Origin of the sequence: Pseudoalteromonas sp. TAE79 (assembly GCF_000498015.1) — a bacterium.
Lineage (GTDB): Bacteria > Pseudomonadota > Gammaproteobacteria > Enterobacterales > Alteromonadaceae > Pseudoalteromonas.
On record NZ_AUTL01000253.1, the window covers coordinates 1 to 17,229 of the forward strand.

Genomic DNA, 17,229 nt, shown 5'->3' on the forward strand with positions numbered 1-17,229 from the left:
AAACTTGGCTCCCCCTCCCCGACTCGAACGGGGGACCTGCGGATTAACAGTCCGTCGCTCTAACCAACTGAGCTAAGGGGGAAGCGTCTTGCCTTTCAACGGGGCGAAATATTAATGATGGAGCCGCAAAGTGTCAACATATAAAAGTCATAAATTGAAAAAAGAGGTTAATTCGTTGTTTTTGTGTTCGATCTGCGTGATTTATAGCTCTATTAAAGCTATTTTTTTGAGAATTTAAGAATACTAATGCGAGTTTTATTATTGTTGAGTCTTTAAATTGGTTAAATTAAACACGCCATTAAAGCCACTTGTAATTAAAAAACAACTCAAAAACATAAAATTTCATTTTTTACTTTGGGGTATTCTTCGTATTTATTTACTTTTTTATTTTAATTTTCTAAAAATATACCTGCACGAATAGTCATTAAAGTATTTTTCCCCTTAATAGTGATCCAATTTTGATCTATAAATTGAGCATTTATTATCTTCGCTCAAAAATAGAACAATCAATAACTTAACTTTGTATTAAACGTTTTTTATTTACTAACGTATAACTATGTTAAGAAGAAAAATCGGCAAGCTTGCGTTTTGTAACTAACAGATCTAAATGATAAACAGGGAATAGATAAGAATAGATGGGAAAACGCGGGAGAAATAAGGGTTTAAGGCCAGTTTAATTAAAAATAAGTGCGATCTTAGAAAGTACGAAAAAATGATAAAAGAAAGTGCGAAACCGCGATAAACACGGCTTAATTTGATAAATTAAAAAATAAGTTCAGCTTTTACGATTTTACCTAAAAGCCCCAAAGTTTTTAGAATGTAACGAGATTCAATTTCTCCACCCTCAACGTTAAATACTAAATCTTTACGCTCATCACTATCAAAGACCAATTTTAGTTTTGCAGCAGTCAGTACCAGCTTTGCAGCAAAATACTCACCGTTCATCGGGTTTAGAAACGCATACATGCTATTTGCATCAATAGATTTTGAGTTTGTATTGATAAAAATAGTTGCCCCAAGAGGTATAAGCTTGTGTGAAGCCTCAGTGATTTTTACTTGCATCAGTTCACTTACTGCGTTGTAAGTCATGTTTGGCTCATTAACTGACTTGATTTCGTAGTAGCCTCTATCACCTGGCTTTAAAGCCTTTAACGCCTTGTTGATAGCGTCCTCAGAAGCTTTAGAGTCTTCTAGGCGCTTAATTAACATCTCATCTAACGGCACATCAACCAATGCCGCAAACTCAACTAAGTAATCAAATGGAGGATCGCGACTGTCTTCGTATTTAGATTGAGTATTTCTATGCACCCCCGTGCGCTCGGCAACTGTGCCTATATCTAAGAACACCCGTTCTCTTAGCGCTTTTAGATATTTATTGAATGTAGCCATAACGCTCAATTGCTCTGTTCGGATGATGGATATAATTATATTTAATCACACAAGCGAGTGCATGCAAAATAAAAATTTAAATCCCCCTGTTTTCCCAACCGCGATCCTTTCGCACTTCAAAGCGCGAAGTGCGATCCATCAAATACAAACATCTAAAAAATAAATTATTAGTTAAATCAATTGCTTGATTTGCTTGCATGCAAAAGTGTGCAAATAAATATTGCATTCACATTTATGTGTGCGTATCTTTGTGTGCATGAACACAAAATACACACATAGAGGTGCATTGAATGGATGAGTTAGAAAGTCCAGGTTGGACGGTAACAGAGATAAAATCAGCGTTAGAAATCGAGGGTTGGTCATGTCGCCAGCTCTCATTTAGTCGGGGTTATGAGTCGAATGCAGTGCAAAACGCATTACACAGACCGTACCCCGCAGCTGAAAAAATAATAGCTGAAACGCTTGGTGTAAGTGCCAGTGAAATATGGCCTGAGCGCTATGGGGTTGACGGAAAGCCTAACCGCAAGGCTGGGCGTCGTAAGCTTAAAAGGGGTGAATAATGGAACTATACACAGCACACCAAATAGCTGGTTATATGCTTGTCAATAAGCGCAGTATTCAGATAAGAGCTAAAAATGAAAACTGGCCTTTTACAGAGGTTAATGGCAGAGGCGGAAAAGTACGTAAGTATGCACTCGCCGATCTTCCTGCACACATTTGTGTGCAAATTAAAGAGACTTTAATCAAAGAAACAAATAGTTCAGCAGCACACAGCGGTAAGGCTTATTTAAGCGTAAATGAGCAAAACGACCGCCTTAAAAACTCTGAAATAACTGAACTTAAAGACCAAAACTTAAAGCAACTTGCTGCAATGGAAAGTATCCCACCCAAGGCAAGTGCGAAATGCTGGGTTTTAAAAGAGGCAGAAAATTTTGTAAGTGCGAACAACCTAGCGAAAGTTGCAGGCTTTGACCTATATAGCGAACGCTATAACAAAGGACTAATCGACGTACCTGTAGAATACAGAAGCTTAATTCCATCTGTATCGCGCATTACACTAATACGCTGGCAAAAGACCATAGCCGAAAAAGGCGTAGCAGGTTTAGCTTTAAAGCCTAAGCGTAGCGGCAAATCAATCATCGACTCAGACAAAGAGCTAGCCGATTTTTGCATAGCCATGATCTACGAATACCCACACGTAAAAGCCACACAAATCAAAGAGGGTTTAATAGCTCGCTTTTACCAAGTAGGTAAAGCACTACCAGCAGAAACCACAATTCGCGATTGGCTAACACGTTGGAAGCGCGAAAACAGCGCACTTTATACCAAAATGGCAAACCCAGATGCTTGGAAAAACAAGTATATGAGCGCCATGGGTAAAATGGACGAAAACGTAAAACGTCTTAACCAATTGTGGGAGTTCGATTCAACCCCATCAGACGTAATGCTAACCGATGGCCGCCACTCACTAATCGGAATTATCGACGTATTTAGCCGCCGTGCAAAAGTCGTTATTCACCCAACCAGTGACAGCACCGGTATTTGTTTAGTTATCCGCAAAGCAATACTCGACTGGGGCATACCCGAAATTGCTCGCACCGACAACGGTAAAGACTACACCTCAATACAGATAAAAAGCGTGTTTGACGCGCTCGACATAAAGCACGAAACAACACGCCCGTTTTCAGGTGAAGAAAAGCCATATATAGAGCGGTTTTTTAAAACGTTTTCGCACGACATAGCTGAGCTATTAACCGGTTACATTGGTCACAACGTTTCAGAACGCCAGGCAATTGAAGCGCGTAAAACCTTTGCACAGCGCTTATTAGCAAAGCAAGGCGGTGATAAGTCAGCAATCGAAATCAATATGACTGCGCAGCAGTTGCAAGAGTTCGTAGATAACTGGATAGAAAACCGCTACCACCATAAACCGCATAGTAATGTAGGCAACAAAACACCATTCGATTTATTCGCAGCAAGTCGCGACCAAATCAAAGTGATCAAAGACGAGCGTTTGCTTGATGTAATGCTACAGCCAATACCATCAAATCGCGGTTTACGCATGGTTGGTAAAGAGGGCATAAAACTAAGTGGTGGTTTCTATATTGCACCAGAGCTAGGCGCAATCGTAGGCGATGAAGTGTTATGTAAATGGGACCCTAAAAACGTAGGCCGTATTTACGTGTTTAACCGCATAAATAACGAGTTTATTTGTATCGCGGTAGACCACGAAATAGAGTCTGCGGGCATGACACGCCAAGACGTCGCGCACCATGCAAAACGCAGCCAATCTGCCGAAACATCGCGCCAGCTAAAAGAGCTTAAAAAGACCGCTAAAAGTGTCAACGTATCAGACATAGCAAACGAAGTGTTAGGGCATTACACAACCCAAAATAAAGCACTTTCAACACTGCCTAAACAGTCGGTTGAACACACCAACGTCATAACGCAATCAGCAATAAAAGCGCTAGACAGCAAGCCAGCAGTTGGCTTTAGCGACGAGCAATTAAGCGAGTTTGAAAAACGTCGTAAGCAGTTGGATGAAGAAATAGCAGTAGCAAACGTAAACCCAACACCGCTATTCGACAACCCGCAAAGTAAAGCCATGTTTCATAAAAAGCAGCGCCTAGAAAATCAGTTAAGTGATGTAGACGCGCTATGGCTTAACACGTGGGAGCAAAACAATCGCGCCACATCAAAGCGCCTAGACGACCTACTAAACGACATGAATCCAGCACCTGCTGCAACCACAAAATTACATAACCAGTAAAAGGAAAAACCATGAAAACTAAAATAGCAATCGTAAGCAACGTAGTAGCCACACAAATGATGGTAGAAGCGCTAAACCAGCGCGCTCATGGCGTGCCAGGTATTGGCCTTATTTACGGCGATCCAGGTCTTGGTAAAACCACCGCAACAGCATGGTTGGTTAACCGCTGCGACGGCATCTACATTCGTGCTACATCGGGCATGACATTAGCCCAGTTGCTACGTCAAATAGTTAAAGAGCTAAGTGGCCCTGATATATACACCCGTGAAGCCATGCTTAACTACATCATAGAGCATATGGCAATACACAATCGCCCACTGTTTATAGACGAAGCCGACTACCTATTAAACGACAAAAATACACTCGAAATCGTGCGCGACATTCACGACCTAACCAACTGCCCAGTAGTACTTATTGGCATGGAATCAGTACGCCGTAAATTACAGCGTCACCGCCAATTTTATAACCGCATATCAGAATGGTTAGAGTTCCAGCCAACCCAGCGCGAAGACCTGCAAATAATCGTCAATGCAGTGATAGAGCCAACGCTAACAATACAAGACGACCTACTAAGCCAGCTGCTTAGCGACACCGACGGCGAGGTACGTCGCATCATCACAGGACTATCAAAAATAGAAGCCTTTGCACTGGCGAATGGGTTAACGAGCATCGACCTACAACAGTGGGGCAATAAAGAATTTTTCCTTAAAAAAGCGTAAGGAGAAATTAGTGAGCCGCCCACAACTAAAAGACGCATGGCAAGCAATGAGAATCTTAAAAACATTCTCATTGCAACAAGTGCGCGATGCCATAGAGCACACAACACTCGACAGTTTAAAAGCCTTTGCAAAGCGCCTAGTAGCAGCAAAAGCAATAGCCGAACATGTTGATTACGAGCACATCACTTACACCGTTATAAACGCAGAATATAAGCCGTTTAAACAAGTAAATAAAAGCGATGCAAAGCAAAAAAACTCAGGGAGACAGCGCATGTGGCAATCAATGCGAATCCTAAATGAATTTGACGCAGGGCAAGTGGCTAGCANCCGCCGATATATCGGTAGCCTCAGCGCGTTCATATATCTCAATTTTAAAAAAAGTAGGGTACATATTTGTTGTTAAATCAGCCCCACGTACAGGCTCAGTCATTGAGCGAGCGGGAGAGTCAACCATATACCGAATACTTAAAAATACCGGTCCCAAACGCCCGATCCCAAAAGCAACAGGCGTATTTGATCCAAACACAAACGAGCTAGTTGAGTTTAACGCCGTGCAACGTAAAACCGTAAAAATAGCGCCCGTCACACTGGGAGAAGCGCATGACTTCAACAACTAATTGGCTACACGTCTTAAAAGACGAAGTAGCAAAGCAAGGCATGCGCAGCGTTGCCGAAAAACTAGGCGTAAGTAAAGCCACAGTAAGCCAAGTAGTAAACGACAAATACAAAGCCTCTACACACGTAATACAGCAGCGTGTAGAGGGTGTATTTATGGCATCAACAGTAACTTGCCCAATCTTGGACGAAATACCGCTGAACGTATGCCTAGAACACCAAAACAGAAAGTTCGCAGCAACCAACCATGTACGCGTAGCGCTTTATAGAGCCTGTCGTAACGGTTGCCCACACTCAAAAATATGCGGGAGTAAATAACCATGCAACTACGCAACGCACTAAAAGAGTTACAAAAACAAGGGTTACAAATCCTAGACACACACCAAGGATTTAGCCGCCATGTAATTGAAGTGGCAGGNGCCCCAGCACATTTACCCGTAATAACCGAAACAAAAAACGGGCGAACGCGACAAGTTCGCCCAGCCAAATTACACGGCCAAATTGTCATGTTTATAGAAGGATAAACCACTATGCCACAAGAATTTTTAATTAATCAAAAAGGCCACCAGGTGCCCGTTAAAGCGATACGCCCAGCCGACATAATTCGCCATGAATTTGTGCAATCGGCCATAGCTAAAGCCAAGGAGCAAAGCAAAGCACTCGCTGAGTTTAAAAAGCAGCAAATGAGCGAGTTTGACGCATTCATAGCCCTACTAGCGCAAGAGTACGCGGTTGAGTTGGGCGGCACTAAAGGTAACGTCACGCTACGCAGTTTTGATCACAAACAAAAAGTAACCCTCCAAGTGCAAGAAAGCATAGAGCTTGGCCCCGAGCTGCTTGTAGCTAAAGAGCTAATAGACGAGTGCCTAAACGAATGGAGCGAGGGCGCAAACGAAAACCTAAAACTCATTATTGAACAAACCTTTGCCACCGACAAAAAAGGCAAAGTTTCAGTGCAAAAAGTACTTGGCTTGCGCCGTCTTAAAATCACCGACGAAACCGGTAAATGGCAGCGTGCAATGGACATAATAGCCGACTCTATACTGGTAATGGACTCAACCCGCTTTATTCGTTTTTACGAAACCATAGGCGAGCACGAACACGCTATATCACTCGACATAGCAAAGCTATAAGGAGCAATTCATGGAAGGCATAACAATTCAAGTAAGCGAACACAGCGAGCTACAAAACATCGTAAATCAGGTCGCTCAAAGTAAAGAACCAGTAAGTATTAACTTTGTATTTCAAAACATCACCTTTGTAGTGCAAAGCCAACTGGTAAGTGTAAACCCAACAACACTAGGCCCAACCACAAAGCCTAATTAAGTAACCAAAAAGCGCGCACGGATGCGGCTTTTTATCAAAGTGCTTTACCTAAAACAAAAAGCATTTTGATAAAAATAAAGCAACAAAAGGAGGTCATATGGCCCTATTAATACAGCCCACATTAGAGCTAAAACAGCTTGTTGCACTCGTTAAGTTTTTAGAGTGCTCACACAAGCTAGCAGTAGACACCAGCATGTTTACAGACCAAGAAGCCAACGACATAGGTCAAAGCTATTTAAGCCTACGTGCGCAGCTAGAAGAGTTTAAAAATGACTAAAGCAAAGTTAACTCAGCTAATTCACATTGCTAAAGGGCAGCTAGGGCTAGACGACGACACCTACCGCGCCGCACTACTTGGCGCAGCGGGCAAAACATCATGCAGCCAAATGAGCTTGCCAGAGCTAAACAAAGTGTTAGAACACTTTAAAAAAGCAGGGTTTAAAACAAAGGCTAAACGCCGTTTAAGCCCTAAATCGTCATCAACGCAACTAGGCGAAATAAACAAAATACGCGCAATTTGGATCACCATGCACAAACAAAGCTTTGTGCGCGATGGCTCAGAAACCGCGCTAGACGCCTACGTAAACCGCATGCTAAATCGTGCCAAGGTAGGCGCAAACGTGAGCTACCACACCCAGTTTTTAACGCTCACGCAAGCCATACAAGTGCTAGAGCCGCTTAAAAAATGGCATAAACGCGAAATGTTAAACCATTTAAAAGCAAACAACATGCAAGCGTACGAAGCATTTAACTGCCTTGTATCAGGCCAAACTTACGCACGGCCTATACCGCTTAGCACTGTACCCCATAAATCATACCCAGCCGTATGCAACATATTTGAGATAAGCACAAATGAAATTAACCCGTTGCCCCGTGTGTAAAAGCCACCTAAGCCTAGATCAACTAGTGCAAGACGACGCAGGCAAAGAGCTATTAAGTATCGTAGCTAGCATCAATAAACGCACAGCCCAGGCATTAGTCGGCTACTTAGCCCTATTTCGCCCAGCAAAGCAGGACTTAAGCGCCACACGTGCAGTAAAGCTAGCCCGTGAAGTACTTGCCCTAACCGAAAACGTTGCAGCACTGGGCCACGCTATGGAGCAAACCGCTAACTCAATCATGGCAAAGCGAGTAGGTCAGCCAAATATAAAACCGCTTGCAAACCATAACTACTTAAAACAAGTGCTCACCACCTCACTAGAGCAAATAGTGCAGCCAACCGCAGCAGAACGTAGCCGCAGTATGGAAGTAAAACGCCAGGGCTTAGAAATGAGTGAGCAACAAAACCACCAAGCTTATTTAGAACAAATGAGCCGCTACGGTGCAAAAGTGAATAAGGAGGATAAATGAGATTAGGCCAAAAGCTTGTATTGCAAGCGTTAGAAAAAGAGCAAAAGCGTTTAACGCTAAAAGCGCAAAAAGCCGCCCAGTTATCAGAGGACTTTATAAATGCGACTTCAAAAATTTCTGAGGTAAGGCGTAAAGCTAGTGAAATATTGCAATCGGGCGAGTTTGAAAAAAGAGTGAACGAATTTGATGAGCTAGCAAACCAAGAAAAAGCCGCACTCAAATTAATGAAAAAAGACCCAATGAAAGTTTTTGATGCTGAAAACTCAACCCGTGATGAACTCAACGATTTTAATAATGAACTTTCATTTTTAACAATTAGATATAACCGAGGTGGTTTATGAGCGAACAACAATCAGAGCTGTTTGGTGAAAGCGTAGAGCAGCTGCAAGACTGCCTAAGCAAGCTATCTACTGAGGACGCAGCCGAAGTACGTAAACGCTGGCCTAGCAACCTACAATCGCTTGCACTGCTTATCGAATCGCAGCTAACCAAAGCCAGTGTAAACAACCCGCAAGGGGTAGGCGAGGCCATAACATTAGCAATAGGCCATTACTTTGGCGGGCGCGATGTTTACATACCCACCGACCAACGCCTAAAAGCAGCCCTACGCGATATACAAATATGGCAAGAATACAAAGGCAACAACATAGAACAGCTTGCCAATAAATTTAAACTAACAGAGCGCCGTATAGCTGAAATAATCCAGCACCAACGCATCGTAGAAACCGAACGCCGCCAACGGAGACTATTTTAATGAGCAACACCATGAGTAAAGCGCCAATGAGCGAAGCAGTAAACGTAGCCNAAGCCGTAGAGTGCGTAGATACGCTAATAGTGGATATGCTAGAGGGTAAACACCCAAACAACTACGTGCTATTGGGTACACTGCAAGAACAGCACACCGACATACAAATACAGCTGCATGTTATGCAAGACGAAAACAAATTTATAGACGAGGTAGGCGCACCGCTTATAGCTAAAACCCCCGCAGCCCTTGAAGGGGTAAAAGCAGGCGATTTAGAGTTTATGCTTATTCATCAGCCAAATAAGTTGTTACAAGGCATCACCGAACTACAACAAAAAGTAAAGGAGCTAAGCCAATGAGCAGCACAATAAACGCCGCTGAAAAAATGCTACAAACCCAGCAGTTTTACAACTCACTTACCTTAGCTCAAGTGTTTGGTGTATCAACCAATCGTGCAGCCAGCTGGTTAAAAAACATTAAAGAACAAGATGGCTACAAAACAATAGAAAGTAGAGACCAAAGCGGTGGCTTAAAAGTAGTATCAATCAATGGCAGAACAGCCAGCATAGATGACCTGCAATGCAGAGCGCTTTTATTTAAGCGCCCTGCAATGCTTACCAATAATCAAATTTAAAGGTGGTTTAGTATGTACGCTTTAATTAACGGAAAAGAATCACCGGAACGTGTTGCAGTGTTAATAAAAATAACACGCTTAACAAGTGAACCAATTAAAGCCGCTATATATGATTGCCTCTGTAATGGCATTAGCGAGCCTATGGCAGCATCATTAAATCAAGTGCCTCAACAAAACCTAAGCCGAGCATTAAAAAGGTTAAGGTATATAAACAGCTTGGTTGAAGAAGTAAAAGAACTTGATTGGTCCAGGTTTAAGAAACAAAACCAATAAAAAAAGCCGCTTTACGCGGCTTTTTTATTGATCAGTTAACCCACCTTTGAACATTACTTAAACCCGTACCACTGTGATTTAAAAAGCAATTAAACGGCTTTGCTTTACCATAACCGCCATACCCATTTTTAGCGTTTACTTGCATAGCTAAAACCAATCGAGCGCCGCTAGCATCATCACGCCACTGCTTTTCATGCGACACAACCATAAATGAATCAGGATCACGCCAGCCATTATTTTTTGCAAGTTCAGTGCATTGCTGCAAAATATCATTGCTTGCAGCGCGAGTATCAGGGGCTTTTGTTACCTTTAAATGCAATTCTTTAGCATCCGGTGCGCAGGGCGTTTGGCTAAATGTGGGCACATCGTCAACAATACATTGGTAAATTTTTGCGTGGCTTGGTAAAGCGCATAAAGCAAGGAAGGCAAAGGCTGGGTATTTCATAAATTAAGTCCTTTTAAATGGTAACTAGCGAAAAAATAAAACTTGCAGTACCATAAAAAACTTTACTGTTGCTGTCTACTTTTTAGCTAAACTTTCCCGAAACCCCGCACGGCCAACACCTAAGCACAACCCCCCACAATACCGAAAAACAACAAGGCTTTTCGGTATGTTCGTATTCAACCCACTCAACTTAAATTATTTTAAACAAGTACCCGAAGTGCAAAACGCGCTTGCCCCGTACTCGCTTAAATTTGCCCAGTGCATATTACCTATCTTGTATTTAGAGGGAGGCTTGCGCAGCGATGGCGGTTTAAATAACGTAGCATCAGATCGTGGCGGGCTTACCAAATACGGCATAAGCCAACGCGCTTACCCAACTGTAGATATTAAAAACCTAACGCTTGCTAAAGCGATAAGCCTGTATCATCGTGATTATTGGCGTGCCATGTACTGCGAGCAAAGCCCCGCAGGTGTTGACTTTATGCTGCTAGATGGCGCAGTACAGCACGGCGCACCCGCCATGGCCATGCTCACCCAGCGATTAGTCAACTCAAAGCCCGATGGTCGCATGGGGCCAAAAACCCTAGCCGCTATCCTAGAGCGTCCAGCCCTTAGCCTAACCATATTGCTCAGCGTAAACCGTGGCCGAAAGTACGCCCGCATTTGTGCAAACGATGCCAGCCAAAAACCAAACTTAGAGGGCTGGTATAACCGCCTAGCCCATGTAACCGAATTTGCAGTAAATCAGTTAAGCGAGGCGGCGTAATGGGTAAAAGTTGGGATTGGTCCTATCAAAAAGGCCGCGAGAAGCGCATGGAATTAGAAGTTGACGCCCGCATGCACAGCATGCCATTCGACCCCCGCGAAATACCAATGCACAGCCATTGCGGTACCATGCAAAGCCACTTTAACAAAGGCTGGCAATCGGTTAGAACCATCGACATACAGCTGCGCGTAGACGGCCAGCAAAGCTACAAAAACGCCCGTGAAGCCCTTGCAAAACGCTTTGGAGAGTCTAATGGTCGCTAAAGTAAAACCGCTTACCACAGCGCAAAATACCGTTATTAAAGAGCTAGCACTTACCTTAGTGTTTAGCGAAATAGAGCAGCACGTAGTTAAGCCAAGCTACGAAGAGGCCACGGGCAAAAAGTACAACTCACAGCACCCCGAGTCATTTACCAACAAAATGTTAAACGCCAACCCCAAAGCTAAACAGGTATGGCACGCCTTGCAGGACGCAATTAAAAAAGAGCACAAGCGCCAACACCGACTTTGTAAGGAAGATAAAAATGGCAATTAAAAACTGGTTTAACGTGGTCGAGCCAATCACCAATTTAATTGATGATCTCTTTACCAGCGACGAAGAACGCCAAGCCGTTACCAACGAACTTAAGCGTATTGAAAACACAGCTCAAAGCCAAGTGCTAGAGCTAGAGGGCAAAATTGTCGAGCTACAAGGCAAAGTACTAGAGGCGAAATCGCAAATAATTACCGCAGAGGCCAATGGCGAAAGCTGGCTACAGCGTAATTGGCGGCCAATCACCATGCTTACGTTTTTAGTGTTGGTGTGCTTTGACTCATTTGGTTGGTTGGCTTTTCGCTTATCAGCGCAGGCATGGGACTTACTGCAATTAGGCATAGGTGGCTACGTTATTGGCCGCACCGTTGAAAAGGCCGCGCCAAGCGTTAAGCAAAGTATTAAAAACGTAATTGAAAAAGTAAGGAAGCCACATTGAGCAAAGTTGACGACGCGCAAAAAATAGACCAGCACCTGCTAGATGCCGCGCTATCTATTCAACGCGAACAAGCAAATAAACCAGGGGCGACGTTTATGCACTGCCAAGAGTGCGGCATAGACATACCAAAGCAACGCCGTGACGCAGTTAAAAACTGTAGCACCTGTGTTGATTGCCAATCACTTATTGAAATACAACAACAGCATTACAGGCACTAACATGGAATTTATTTTGGAGTGGCAAAAGGCATTTATAACCGTTTGTGTAGCCATAGTTGGCGCAGGCGCATTGGCATGGCTACGCAGTACTTTTGTAACTAAAAAGGTGCATGAAGTGTTAGAAAGCCGTTTAAGTGCGGTAGAAAAAACAGTAAAAGACCTGCCTAACGCCGATGACCTACACGAACTAGATAAACGCCTGATTGAGGTGAGTGGCAAAATTGACGTACTAAATCCACAGCTCACCGACATAAAGCGACTCACCGACTTACTAATGGAAAACGAACTAAGAGGCACGCGCAGTGGCGATAGTTAACGACAAGTGCCAATGCGGCGCAAAAATCACCGTACTTACAGGCACAAATAAAACCGAGGCTTGCTATAAAAACATACACGCTCAGGTTGTTACCACCAACGATTTTAATAAAGGCATAACCGATTACACGCTGTATCGCTGCATGAAATGCGGCGAACCAGTAGAGGAAACCGTGCCAGCCCTTAAGCCCCATCCATAGGAAAAACCACCATGGCAATGTTACAAGTTCAAGCCGAACACCAACGAATTAGCATACTTATAACGCTAAAAGAATCCGCCGATTTTGGCGCTAACACCAGCATGCTAGCCGATGTACTACAGCGCTACGCACTGGGTTGCAGTCGCGATCAGCTTAAAACCTTGCTCAATTGGTTAGAGCAAAACGGCTATATAACACTTGATAAACTCACAGAAAACACCTGGGTAGCCCGTATTACGCAATCAGGCATCGATGTTGCTGAGGGCATAAGTGTTGTACCTGGCATCAAGCGCCCAGGGCCACGAGGGTAAACCATGAGTGAATCAATCCGCAGAGGCCAACCCAGCAAAGTTGATTTATTGCCCGAAGACATTAAAAAGCAGCTTGACTCAATGCTACGCGACAAACGCTTTAGCCAGGGCGAAATACTCGACGCAGTTAACAGCCTTATTATTGAATCGGGTTTAGACGAGGGCGCAACCATTAGCCGCAGTGGCTTAAGTCGCCATGCGCAAAAAACCGAAGCCATAGGCCAAAAGCTACGTGACCTGCGCGAGTCAACCAAAGCACTCACCGCAGAGCTGGGCGAAAAGCCCACAGGCGATACCACCAAGCTTATTTTAGAAATGGGCCGTTCTCAGTTGTTCCGTGCTATGCAGCAACAAATGATGAACCCCGACGAAGACGCAGCGGTAGACATAGACACCATAAAAGACGCCATGCTAGCAGCCCAGCGCCTAGAGCAAACCGCCATGGCCGCACACAAACGCCAGCAAGAAATAGAAAAAGCCTACGCGCAAAAGCTCGCCAAAGACCTAGACCAAAAGGTTAAAAACGAAAACTTACCGCAAACCGCAGACGACATGCTGGCATTTTTCAAACGCGACATATTAGGGCTAAAGCATGACTAGCACAGCGCAAAGCGTGACCCAAACCAACGAGCTACCGCTTAGTAAAGTATCAGGTTCGTTAGCGGTTGCCATGGGCACCGACATACTTTTTGGCTATCAAAAAGCATGGATGGAAGACAAAGCAATAGTAAAAATTGCCGAAAAGTCGCGCCGTACTGGGTTAACCTTTGCCGAAGCACTAGACGACGTACTATGCGCAGCGGCAGNGCAGCCGCCAACGGTCAAAATACCTATTACCTTGGCTCAGATAAAGAAATGGCAAAGGAGTTTATAGACGCCTGTGCATTTTGGGCGCAAAAGCTCAACATGGTAATGGGCGAAGTGGAAGAGGGCATTTTTGAAGAAAAAGACCCAGACGGCACAAAGCGATCAATCAATACCTTTGAAATTAAGTTTCCGAACACAGGTAAAAAAATTGTTGCCCTAAGCTCTAACCCACGTAACTTGCGTGGCCGCCAAGGCAACGTAGTAATAGACGAAGCCGCATTCCACGACAAGCTAGACGAAGTACTAAAAGCTGCCATGGCCCTTACCATGTGGGGTGGGCGAGTACGTATTATTTCGACCCATAACGGCGTAGATAACCTATTTAACACCCTAATAACCCAAGCTAGGCGCGGCACTAAAAAGTATTCCGTGCATCATATCCCCATTGATAAAGCGTTAAAGCACGGCCTATATAAACGTATTTGTTTGGTTAGTGGGCAAACCTGGACGCAAGCCAAAGAAGACGCCTGGCTAGCTAATCAAGTTGATTTTTACCCCACAGCAGATGCCGCAAATGAAGAGCTATACTGCGTACCAAGCCAAGGCGCAGGGCAATACCTAAGCCGCCGATTGCGTGAACGTGCCCTAAGCGACGACTGCAAAGTACTACGCTACGAAGCCCCCACCGACTTTGAAAGTTGGACAGAAGAGCAGCGCGTAAAAGATGTTAGTACGTGGTGCGAGCAAAATGTTGACGATTTAATAAGTAGGTTAAATCCTGATCTAACTCACGCCTTTGGTGAGGATTTTGCACGTAAAGGCGATTTAACCGTATTCAGTATTGGTGAAATAAACCAAGACACCAGCCTAACCGTGCCGTTTATGGTAGAGCTACGCAACGTTACTTACGAGCAGCAAAAGCAAATCATGCTGTATATTTGTGACCGTTTACCAAAACTACGCGGCCTAGCGTTTGACGCCACAGGTAACGGTGGTTACTTAGCCGAAGCCGCAAGCCTAAAATACGGCACCGAGCTAGTAGATAGCGTGCATTTATCACAAGCCTGGTATCGCGAATGGATGCCAAAACTAAAAGACTACTTTGAAACCGATAACATAACGTTACCTAAAGACCAAGACGTACTAGACGACTTAGGTCAAATTAAACTTAAAAACGGTATTGCGCAGGTCGATAAAGGTAAAAACACCGGCACCGATGGCAACAAACGCCACGGCGATAGCGCGGTATCAATTGCCATGCTTATACGTGCCGCTGAAATGGACGGCAGCGCCATAGAATACACACCACTGCCGAGTAAAGCCCAGCAAGCNAAGCCGCTAATAGCTTGCGCCCCGACCACAGCGACGACTTTGCAAGTGATCGTAAGGCTGCTTGGTAATGCCGCGCTTTAGAGTGTTCTATCAAGAGATATTCACCGCACAAGTACAACAACTAGATATAACAGCCGCCAGTTTAGCCAAGGCCCACCAACACACTAAAACGCTAGATGTATACGTGCTAAGCGTTAAGCCCATCATTAAAGTTAGAGTAAACCCATGAACCAAATAGTAGACATTCACGGAAATCCGCTAAATTCAACCGACTTTAAGCAAGTACAAACCGAGCAAGACAGCCGCATTGGCATGTTAATGCGCCAGTACGCCGAGCATCCGAGCGAAGCGCTTACCCCAGCAAAACTGTCGCAGCTTTTAAAAGACGCAGAAGCCGGAGACTTAGCGTCCATGGCAGACCTCGCAAAAGACATGGAAGACAAAGACGGCCACCTATTTAGCGAACTAACAAAACGCCGCAGAGGCTGGTTAAAATACGACTGGTCAGTAGAACCGCCGCGCAACGCCACAGAGCAAGAAGAAAAAGACGCCGCAGCAATTCAAGAAATATTAGAAGATGCCACCTGGTTAGACGACCTGCTATTTGATTGTAGCGACGCCATACTAAAATCGTTTTCATGTAACGAGCTTAATTGGGCATTTGATAACGGCGAGCATATTATTACCGGTTACGAATTTCGCGATCAAAATCTATTTCAAACCCACCCCGACAACCGCAATCAGCTTATGCTGCGCGATAACAGCTACACAGGCCAAGCGCTAAATCCGTTTGGTTGGTGTGCGCATGTTCACCGCAGTAAATCGGGGTATATACACCGCACTGGGTTAACCTCAACCGTGGCATGGCCGTACTTATTTAAAAACTATTCAATACGCGACCTAGCCGAATTTTTAGAAATTTACGGCTTACCGCTACGTCTGGGTAAATACCCTAATGGCGCAAGCGAAGACGAAAAAGCCACTTTGTTACGCGCCGTGCTTAGCATCGGCCATAACGCAGGCGGTATTATCCCCAAAGGCATGGAAATCGATTTTCAAAATGCTGCTAATGGTCAATCCGACCCATTTGAAGCCATGATCAAATGGTGTGAAACCACCCAAAGTAAAGCCGTGTTAGGCGCAACGCTTACCAGCCAAGCGGACGGTAAAACCAGCACTAACGCGCTGGGTAGTGTGCATATGGACGTACTAAACGACATAACAGAAAGCGATTTAAAACAAGTAGCCAACACCATAACGCGCGATATTATTTACCCAATGCACGCACTTAACTCTAAAAGCTACTCAGGCGCACGCCGTATACCTCGCTTTAAATTCGACACCAGCGAAGCAGACGACATAGCCGTACTTGCACCTGCGCTTAAAATACTCACCGAAGCTAACTACCCAGTACCAGTTAGTTGGGTAAGCGAAAAAACCCAAATACCGCTACCAGAAAAGGGCGAGGCTATTTTAAGCATTGCACCACTCACCGCGCCAACCGAACAAAGCGCCGCACTAAAAGGGTTTGCAGCACTTAAAACCGAACCACAAAAAGACAACGCCGACCTATTGGCCGAGCAGCTAGCCGCACAAGCACAAACCCACTTAAACAGCATGAGCGATGCCGTAACCGAACTGGTTAAAAACGCCAGCAGTTTAGAAGAAATACGCGACGGCATACTAGCCCTTGAGCCACAAATAAGCACAAAGGGCTTTAGCGAGCTAATGGCAAAGGCCATGGCAGCCAGCGAATTACTAGGCGCACTAGAAGTGGATGAGGGCCGTTAAATGGCTGTTAGATACGGCTCACTGCCGTTTGACGAAGGGATAAAGTTTTTTAGGCAAAAGCTAAATACACCTAGCAGCAGCTGGGATGATGTATGGAAAAACGCCCATAACCGCGCGTTTATGGTGGCAGGTGTTACCAAAGCCGACATGCTTAACGACTTTTACACCTCAGTAGACAAAGCCATAAGCGAAGGTAAAAGCCTGGGCTGGTTTCAAAACGAATTTAATAACATCAAATCGCGTTACGGCTGGG

General features: G+C 44.5%; 29 protein-coding genes, 1 tRNA gene and 1 pseudogene. 28 read left to right on the forward strand and 3 right to left on the reverse strand.

The annotated features are described in order from the left end of the window. Nucleotides 1-5: 5 nt before the first annotated feature. Together L655_RS0119995 and L655_RS0120000 are read right to left on the reverse strand one after the other, a co-directional pair. Nucleotides 6-82: transfer RNA gene (locus L655_RS0119995), tRNA-Asn, on the reverse strand. Nucleotides 83-762: 680 nt separating this feature from the next. Continuing rightward, nucleotides 763-1,389: a helix-turn-helix transcriptional regulator gene (locus tag L655_RS0120000; RefSeq protein ID WP_024606070.1), complete on the reverse strand. Its 627-nt coding sequence runs from the start codon at nucleotides 1,387-1,389 to the stop codon at nucleotides 763-765. Nucleotides 1,390-1,679: 290 nt separating this feature from the next. Between L655_RS0120000 and L655_RS0120005 the strand changes: the two genes are divergently transcribed. The 15 genes from L655_RS0120005 (at nucleotide 1,680) to L655_RS0120080 (ending at nucleotide 9,821) form a co-directional block, all read left to right on the forward strand. Further along, on the forward strand, nucleotides 1,680-1,949 hold the full coding sequence (locus L655_RS0120005; RefSeq protein ID WP_024606071.1) for a helix-turn-helix domain-containing protein: 270 nt from the start codon (nucleotides 1,680-1,682) through the stop codon (nucleotides 1,947-1,949). Further along, the gene (locus L655_RS0120010; RefSeq protein WP_024606072.1) at nucleotides 1,949-4,159 is read left to right on the forward strand and encodes a DDE-type integrase/transposase/recombinase; all 2,211 of its coding nucleotides are present in this window, start codon (nucleotides 1,949-1,951) and stop codon (nucleotides 4,157-4,159) included. The genes L655_RS0120005 and L655_RS0120010 overlap by 1 nt, the downstream gene beginning before the upstream one ends. 11 nt (nucleotides 4,160-4,170) lie before the next feature. Further along, nucleotides 4,171-4,878 carry an ATP-binding protein gene (locus tag L655_RS0120015; RefSeq protein ID WP_008165836.1) on the forward strand — a complete coding sequence of 236 codons (708 nt, stop codon included), beginning with the start codon at nucleotides 4,171-4,173 and terminating at the stop codon, nucleotides 4,876-4,878. A 600-nt stretch (nucleotides 4,879-5,478) separates the two neighbouring features. Continuing rightward, complete coding sequence (locus L655_RS0120025) at nucleotides 5,479-5,811, forward strand: LacI family DNA-binding transcriptional regulator (protein WP_002960349.1); 333 nt, start codon at nucleotides 5,479-5,481, stop codon at nucleotides 5,809-5,811. Nucleotides 5,812-5,813: 2 nt separating this feature from the next. Continuing rightward, nucleotides 5,814-6,017: a hypothetical protein gene (locus L655_RS0120030; RefSeq protein ID WP_024606073.1), complete on the forward strand. Its 204-nt coding sequence runs from the start codon at nucleotides 5,814-5,816 to the stop codon at nucleotides 6,015-6,017. A gap of 6 nt (nucleotides 6,018-6,023) precedes the next feature. Then, nucleotides 6,024-6,626 (forward strand): DUF3164 family protein, encoded by a 603-nt coding sequence (locus L655_RS0120035; protein WP_024606074.1) that lies wholly within the window; start codon nucleotides 6,024-6,026, stop codon nucleotides 6,624-6,626. A gap of 10 nt (nucleotides 6,627-6,636) precedes the next feature. Beyond that, entirely contained in the window at nucleotides 6,637-6,819 is a 183-nt protein-coding gene (locus tag L655_RS0120040) for a hypothetical protein (RefSeq protein ID WP_002960355.1), read from the forward strand. Between the two features lie 97 nt (nucleotides 6,820-6,916). Further along, complete coding sequence (locus L655_RS0120045) at nucleotides 6,917-7,096, forward strand: hypothetical protein (protein WP_024606075.1); 180 nt, start codon at nucleotides 6,917-6,919, stop codon at nucleotides 7,094-7,096. Next, nucleotides 7,089-7,700, forward strand: coding sequence for a regulatory protein GemA (locus L655_RS0120050; protein WP_024606076.1), 612 nt, complete (start codon nucleotides 7,089-7,091; stop codon nucleotides 7,698-7,700). Before L655_RS0120045 ends, L655_RS0120050 begins: the two co-directional genes overlap by 8 nt. Next, nucleotides 7,672-8,169 carry a hypothetical protein gene (locus L655_RS0120055; RefSeq protein WP_024606077.1) on the forward strand — a complete coding sequence of 166 codons (498 nt, stop codon included), beginning with the start codon at nucleotides 7,672-7,674 and terminating at the stop codon, nucleotides 8,167-8,169. The genes L655_RS0120050 and L655_RS0120055 overlap by 29 nt, the downstream gene beginning before the upstream one ends. After that, a complete protein-coding gene (locus L655_RS0120060; RefSeq protein ID WP_024606078.1) occupies nucleotides 8,166-8,510 on the forward strand; it encodes a hypothetical protein in 345 nt (114 codons plus the stop codon). The genes L655_RS0120055 and L655_RS0120060 overlap by 4 nt, the downstream gene beginning before the upstream one ends. Continuing rightward, complete coding sequence (locus L655_RS0120065) at nucleotides 8,507-8,923, forward strand: Mor transcription activator family protein (RefSeq protein WP_008165819.1); 417 nt, start codon at nucleotides 8,507-8,509, stop codon at nucleotides 8,921-8,923. Before L655_RS0120060 ends, L655_RS0120065 begins: the two co-directional genes overlap by 4 nt. Further along, nucleotides 8,923-9,273, forward strand: coding sequence for a hypothetical protein (locus L655_RS0120070; RefSeq protein ID WP_029752203.1), 351 nt, complete (start codon nucleotides 8,923-8,925; stop codon nucleotides 9,271-9,273). Before L655_RS0120065 ends, L655_RS0120070 begins: the two co-directional genes overlap by 1 nt. Then, nucleotides 9,270-9,548, forward strand: coding sequence for a hypothetical protein (locus L655_RS0120075; RefSeq protein ID WP_024606080.1), 279 nt, complete (start codon nucleotides 9,270-9,272; stop codon nucleotides 9,546-9,548). Before L655_RS0120070 ends, L655_RS0120075 begins: the two co-directional genes overlap by 4 nt. 12 nt (nucleotides 9,549-9,560) lie before the next feature. Continuing rightward, on the forward strand, nucleotides 9,561-9,821 hold the full coding sequence (locus tag L655_RS0120080) for a hypothetical protein (protein WP_024606081.1): 261 nt from the start codon (nucleotides 9,561-9,563) through the stop codon (nucleotides 9,819-9,821). Nucleotides 9,822-9,852: 31 nt separating this feature from the next. Here L655_RS0120080 and L655_RS0120085 read toward each other — a convergent pair whose 3' ends face one another. Beyond that, nucleotides 9,853-10,266 carry a DUF4124 domain-containing protein gene (locus tag L655_RS0120085; RefSeq protein WP_024606082.1) on the reverse strand — a complete coding sequence of 138 codons (414 nt, stop codon included), beginning with the start codon at nucleotides 10,264-10,266 and terminating at the stop codon, nucleotides 9,853-9,855. 166 nt (nucleotides 10,267-10,432) lie between these two features. On the opposite strand from L655_RS0120085, the gene L655_RS0120090 reads away from it, so the two are divergent. The 13 genes and pseudogenes from L655_RS0120090 to L655_RS0120150 all read left to right on the forward strand — a co-directional run. Continuing rightward, nucleotides 10,433-11,032 (forward strand): N-acetylmuramidase, encoded by a 600-nt coding sequence (locus L655_RS0120090; protein ID WP_024606083.1) that lies wholly within the window; start codon nucleotides 10,433-10,435, stop codon nucleotides 11,030-11,032. Then, nucleotides 11,032-11,295, forward strand: a complete 264-nt coding sequence (locus L655_RS0120095) for a hypothetical protein (protein ID WP_024606084.1) — start codon at nucleotides 11,032-11,034, stop codon at nucleotides 11,293-11,295. Before L655_RS0120090 ends, L655_RS0120095 begins: the two co-directional genes overlap by 1 nt. Next, the gene (locus L655_RS0120100; RefSeq protein WP_024606085.1) at nucleotides 11,285-11,566 is read left to right on the forward strand and encodes a hypothetical protein; all 282 of its coding nucleotides are present in this window, start codon (nucleotides 11,285-11,287) and stop codon (nucleotides 11,564-11,566) included. The genes L655_RS0120095 and L655_RS0120100 overlap by 11 nt, the downstream gene beginning before the upstream one ends. After that, nucleotides 11,556-12,002: a 3TM-type holin gene (locus tag L655_RS0120105; RefSeq protein WP_024606086.1), complete on the forward strand. Its 447-nt coding sequence runs from the start codon at nucleotides 11,556-11,558 to the stop codon at nucleotides 12,000-12,002. Before L655_RS0120100 ends, L655_RS0120105 begins: the two co-directional genes overlap by 11 nt. Beyond that, a complete protein-coding gene (locus tag L655_RS0120110) occupies nucleotides 11,999-12,220 on the forward strand; it encodes a TraR/DksA C4-type zinc finger protein (RefSeq protein WP_024606087.1) in 222 nt (73 codons plus the stop codon). The genes L655_RS0120105 and L655_RS0120110 overlap by 4 nt, the downstream gene beginning before the upstream one ends. Before the next feature lies 1 nt (nucleotide 12,221). After that, nucleotides 12,222-12,536, forward strand: a complete 315-nt coding sequence (locus L655_RS0120115) for a DUF2730 family protein (protein ID WP_024606088.1) — start codon at nucleotides 12,222-12,224, stop codon at nucleotides 12,534-12,536. Next, a complete protein-coding gene (locus L655_RS0120120) occupies nucleotides 12,523-12,735 on the forward strand; it encodes a hypothetical protein (RefSeq protein ID WP_024606089.1) in 213 nt (70 codons plus the stop codon). The genes L655_RS0120115 and L655_RS0120120 overlap by 14 nt, the downstream gene beginning before the upstream one ends. 11 nt (nucleotides 12,736-12,746) lie before the next feature. After that, nucleotides 12,747-13,046, forward strand: a complete 300-nt coding sequence (locus tag L655_RS0120125; protein WP_024606090.1) for a hypothetical protein — start codon at nucleotides 12,747-12,749, stop codon at nucleotides 13,044-13,046. Nucleotides 13,047-13,049: 3 nt separating this feature from the next. Then, on the forward strand, nucleotides 13,050-13,646 hold the full coding sequence (locus L655_RS0120130) for a DUF3486 family protein (protein WP_008172289.1): 597 nt from the start codon (nucleotides 13,050-13,052) through the stop codon (nucleotides 13,644-13,646). 192 nt (nucleotides 13,647-13,838) lie between these two features. Beyond that, entirely contained in the window at nucleotides 13,839-15,266 is a 1,428-nt protein-coding gene (locus L655_RS1000000128550) for a terminase family protein (RefSeq protein ID WP_343222984.1), read from the forward strand. After that, complete coding sequence (locus L655_RS1000000127630) at nucleotides 15,253-15,414, forward strand: hypothetical protein (protein WP_002960378.1); 162 nt, start codon at nucleotides 15,253-15,255, stop codon at nucleotides 15,412-15,414. Before L655_RS1000000128550 ends, L655_RS1000000127630 begins: the two co-directional genes overlap by 14 nt. After that, nucleotides 15,411-16,976, forward strand: a complete 1,566-nt coding sequence (locus L655_RS0120145; RefSeq protein WP_024606091.1) for a DUF935 domain-containing protein — start codon at nucleotides 15,411-15,413, stop codon at nucleotides 16,974-16,976. Before L655_RS1000000127630 ends, L655_RS0120145 begins: the two co-directional genes overlap by 4 nt. After that, a pseudogene (locus L655_RS0120150) lies at nucleotides 16,977-17,229 on the forward strand (F protein); the annotation flags it as partial.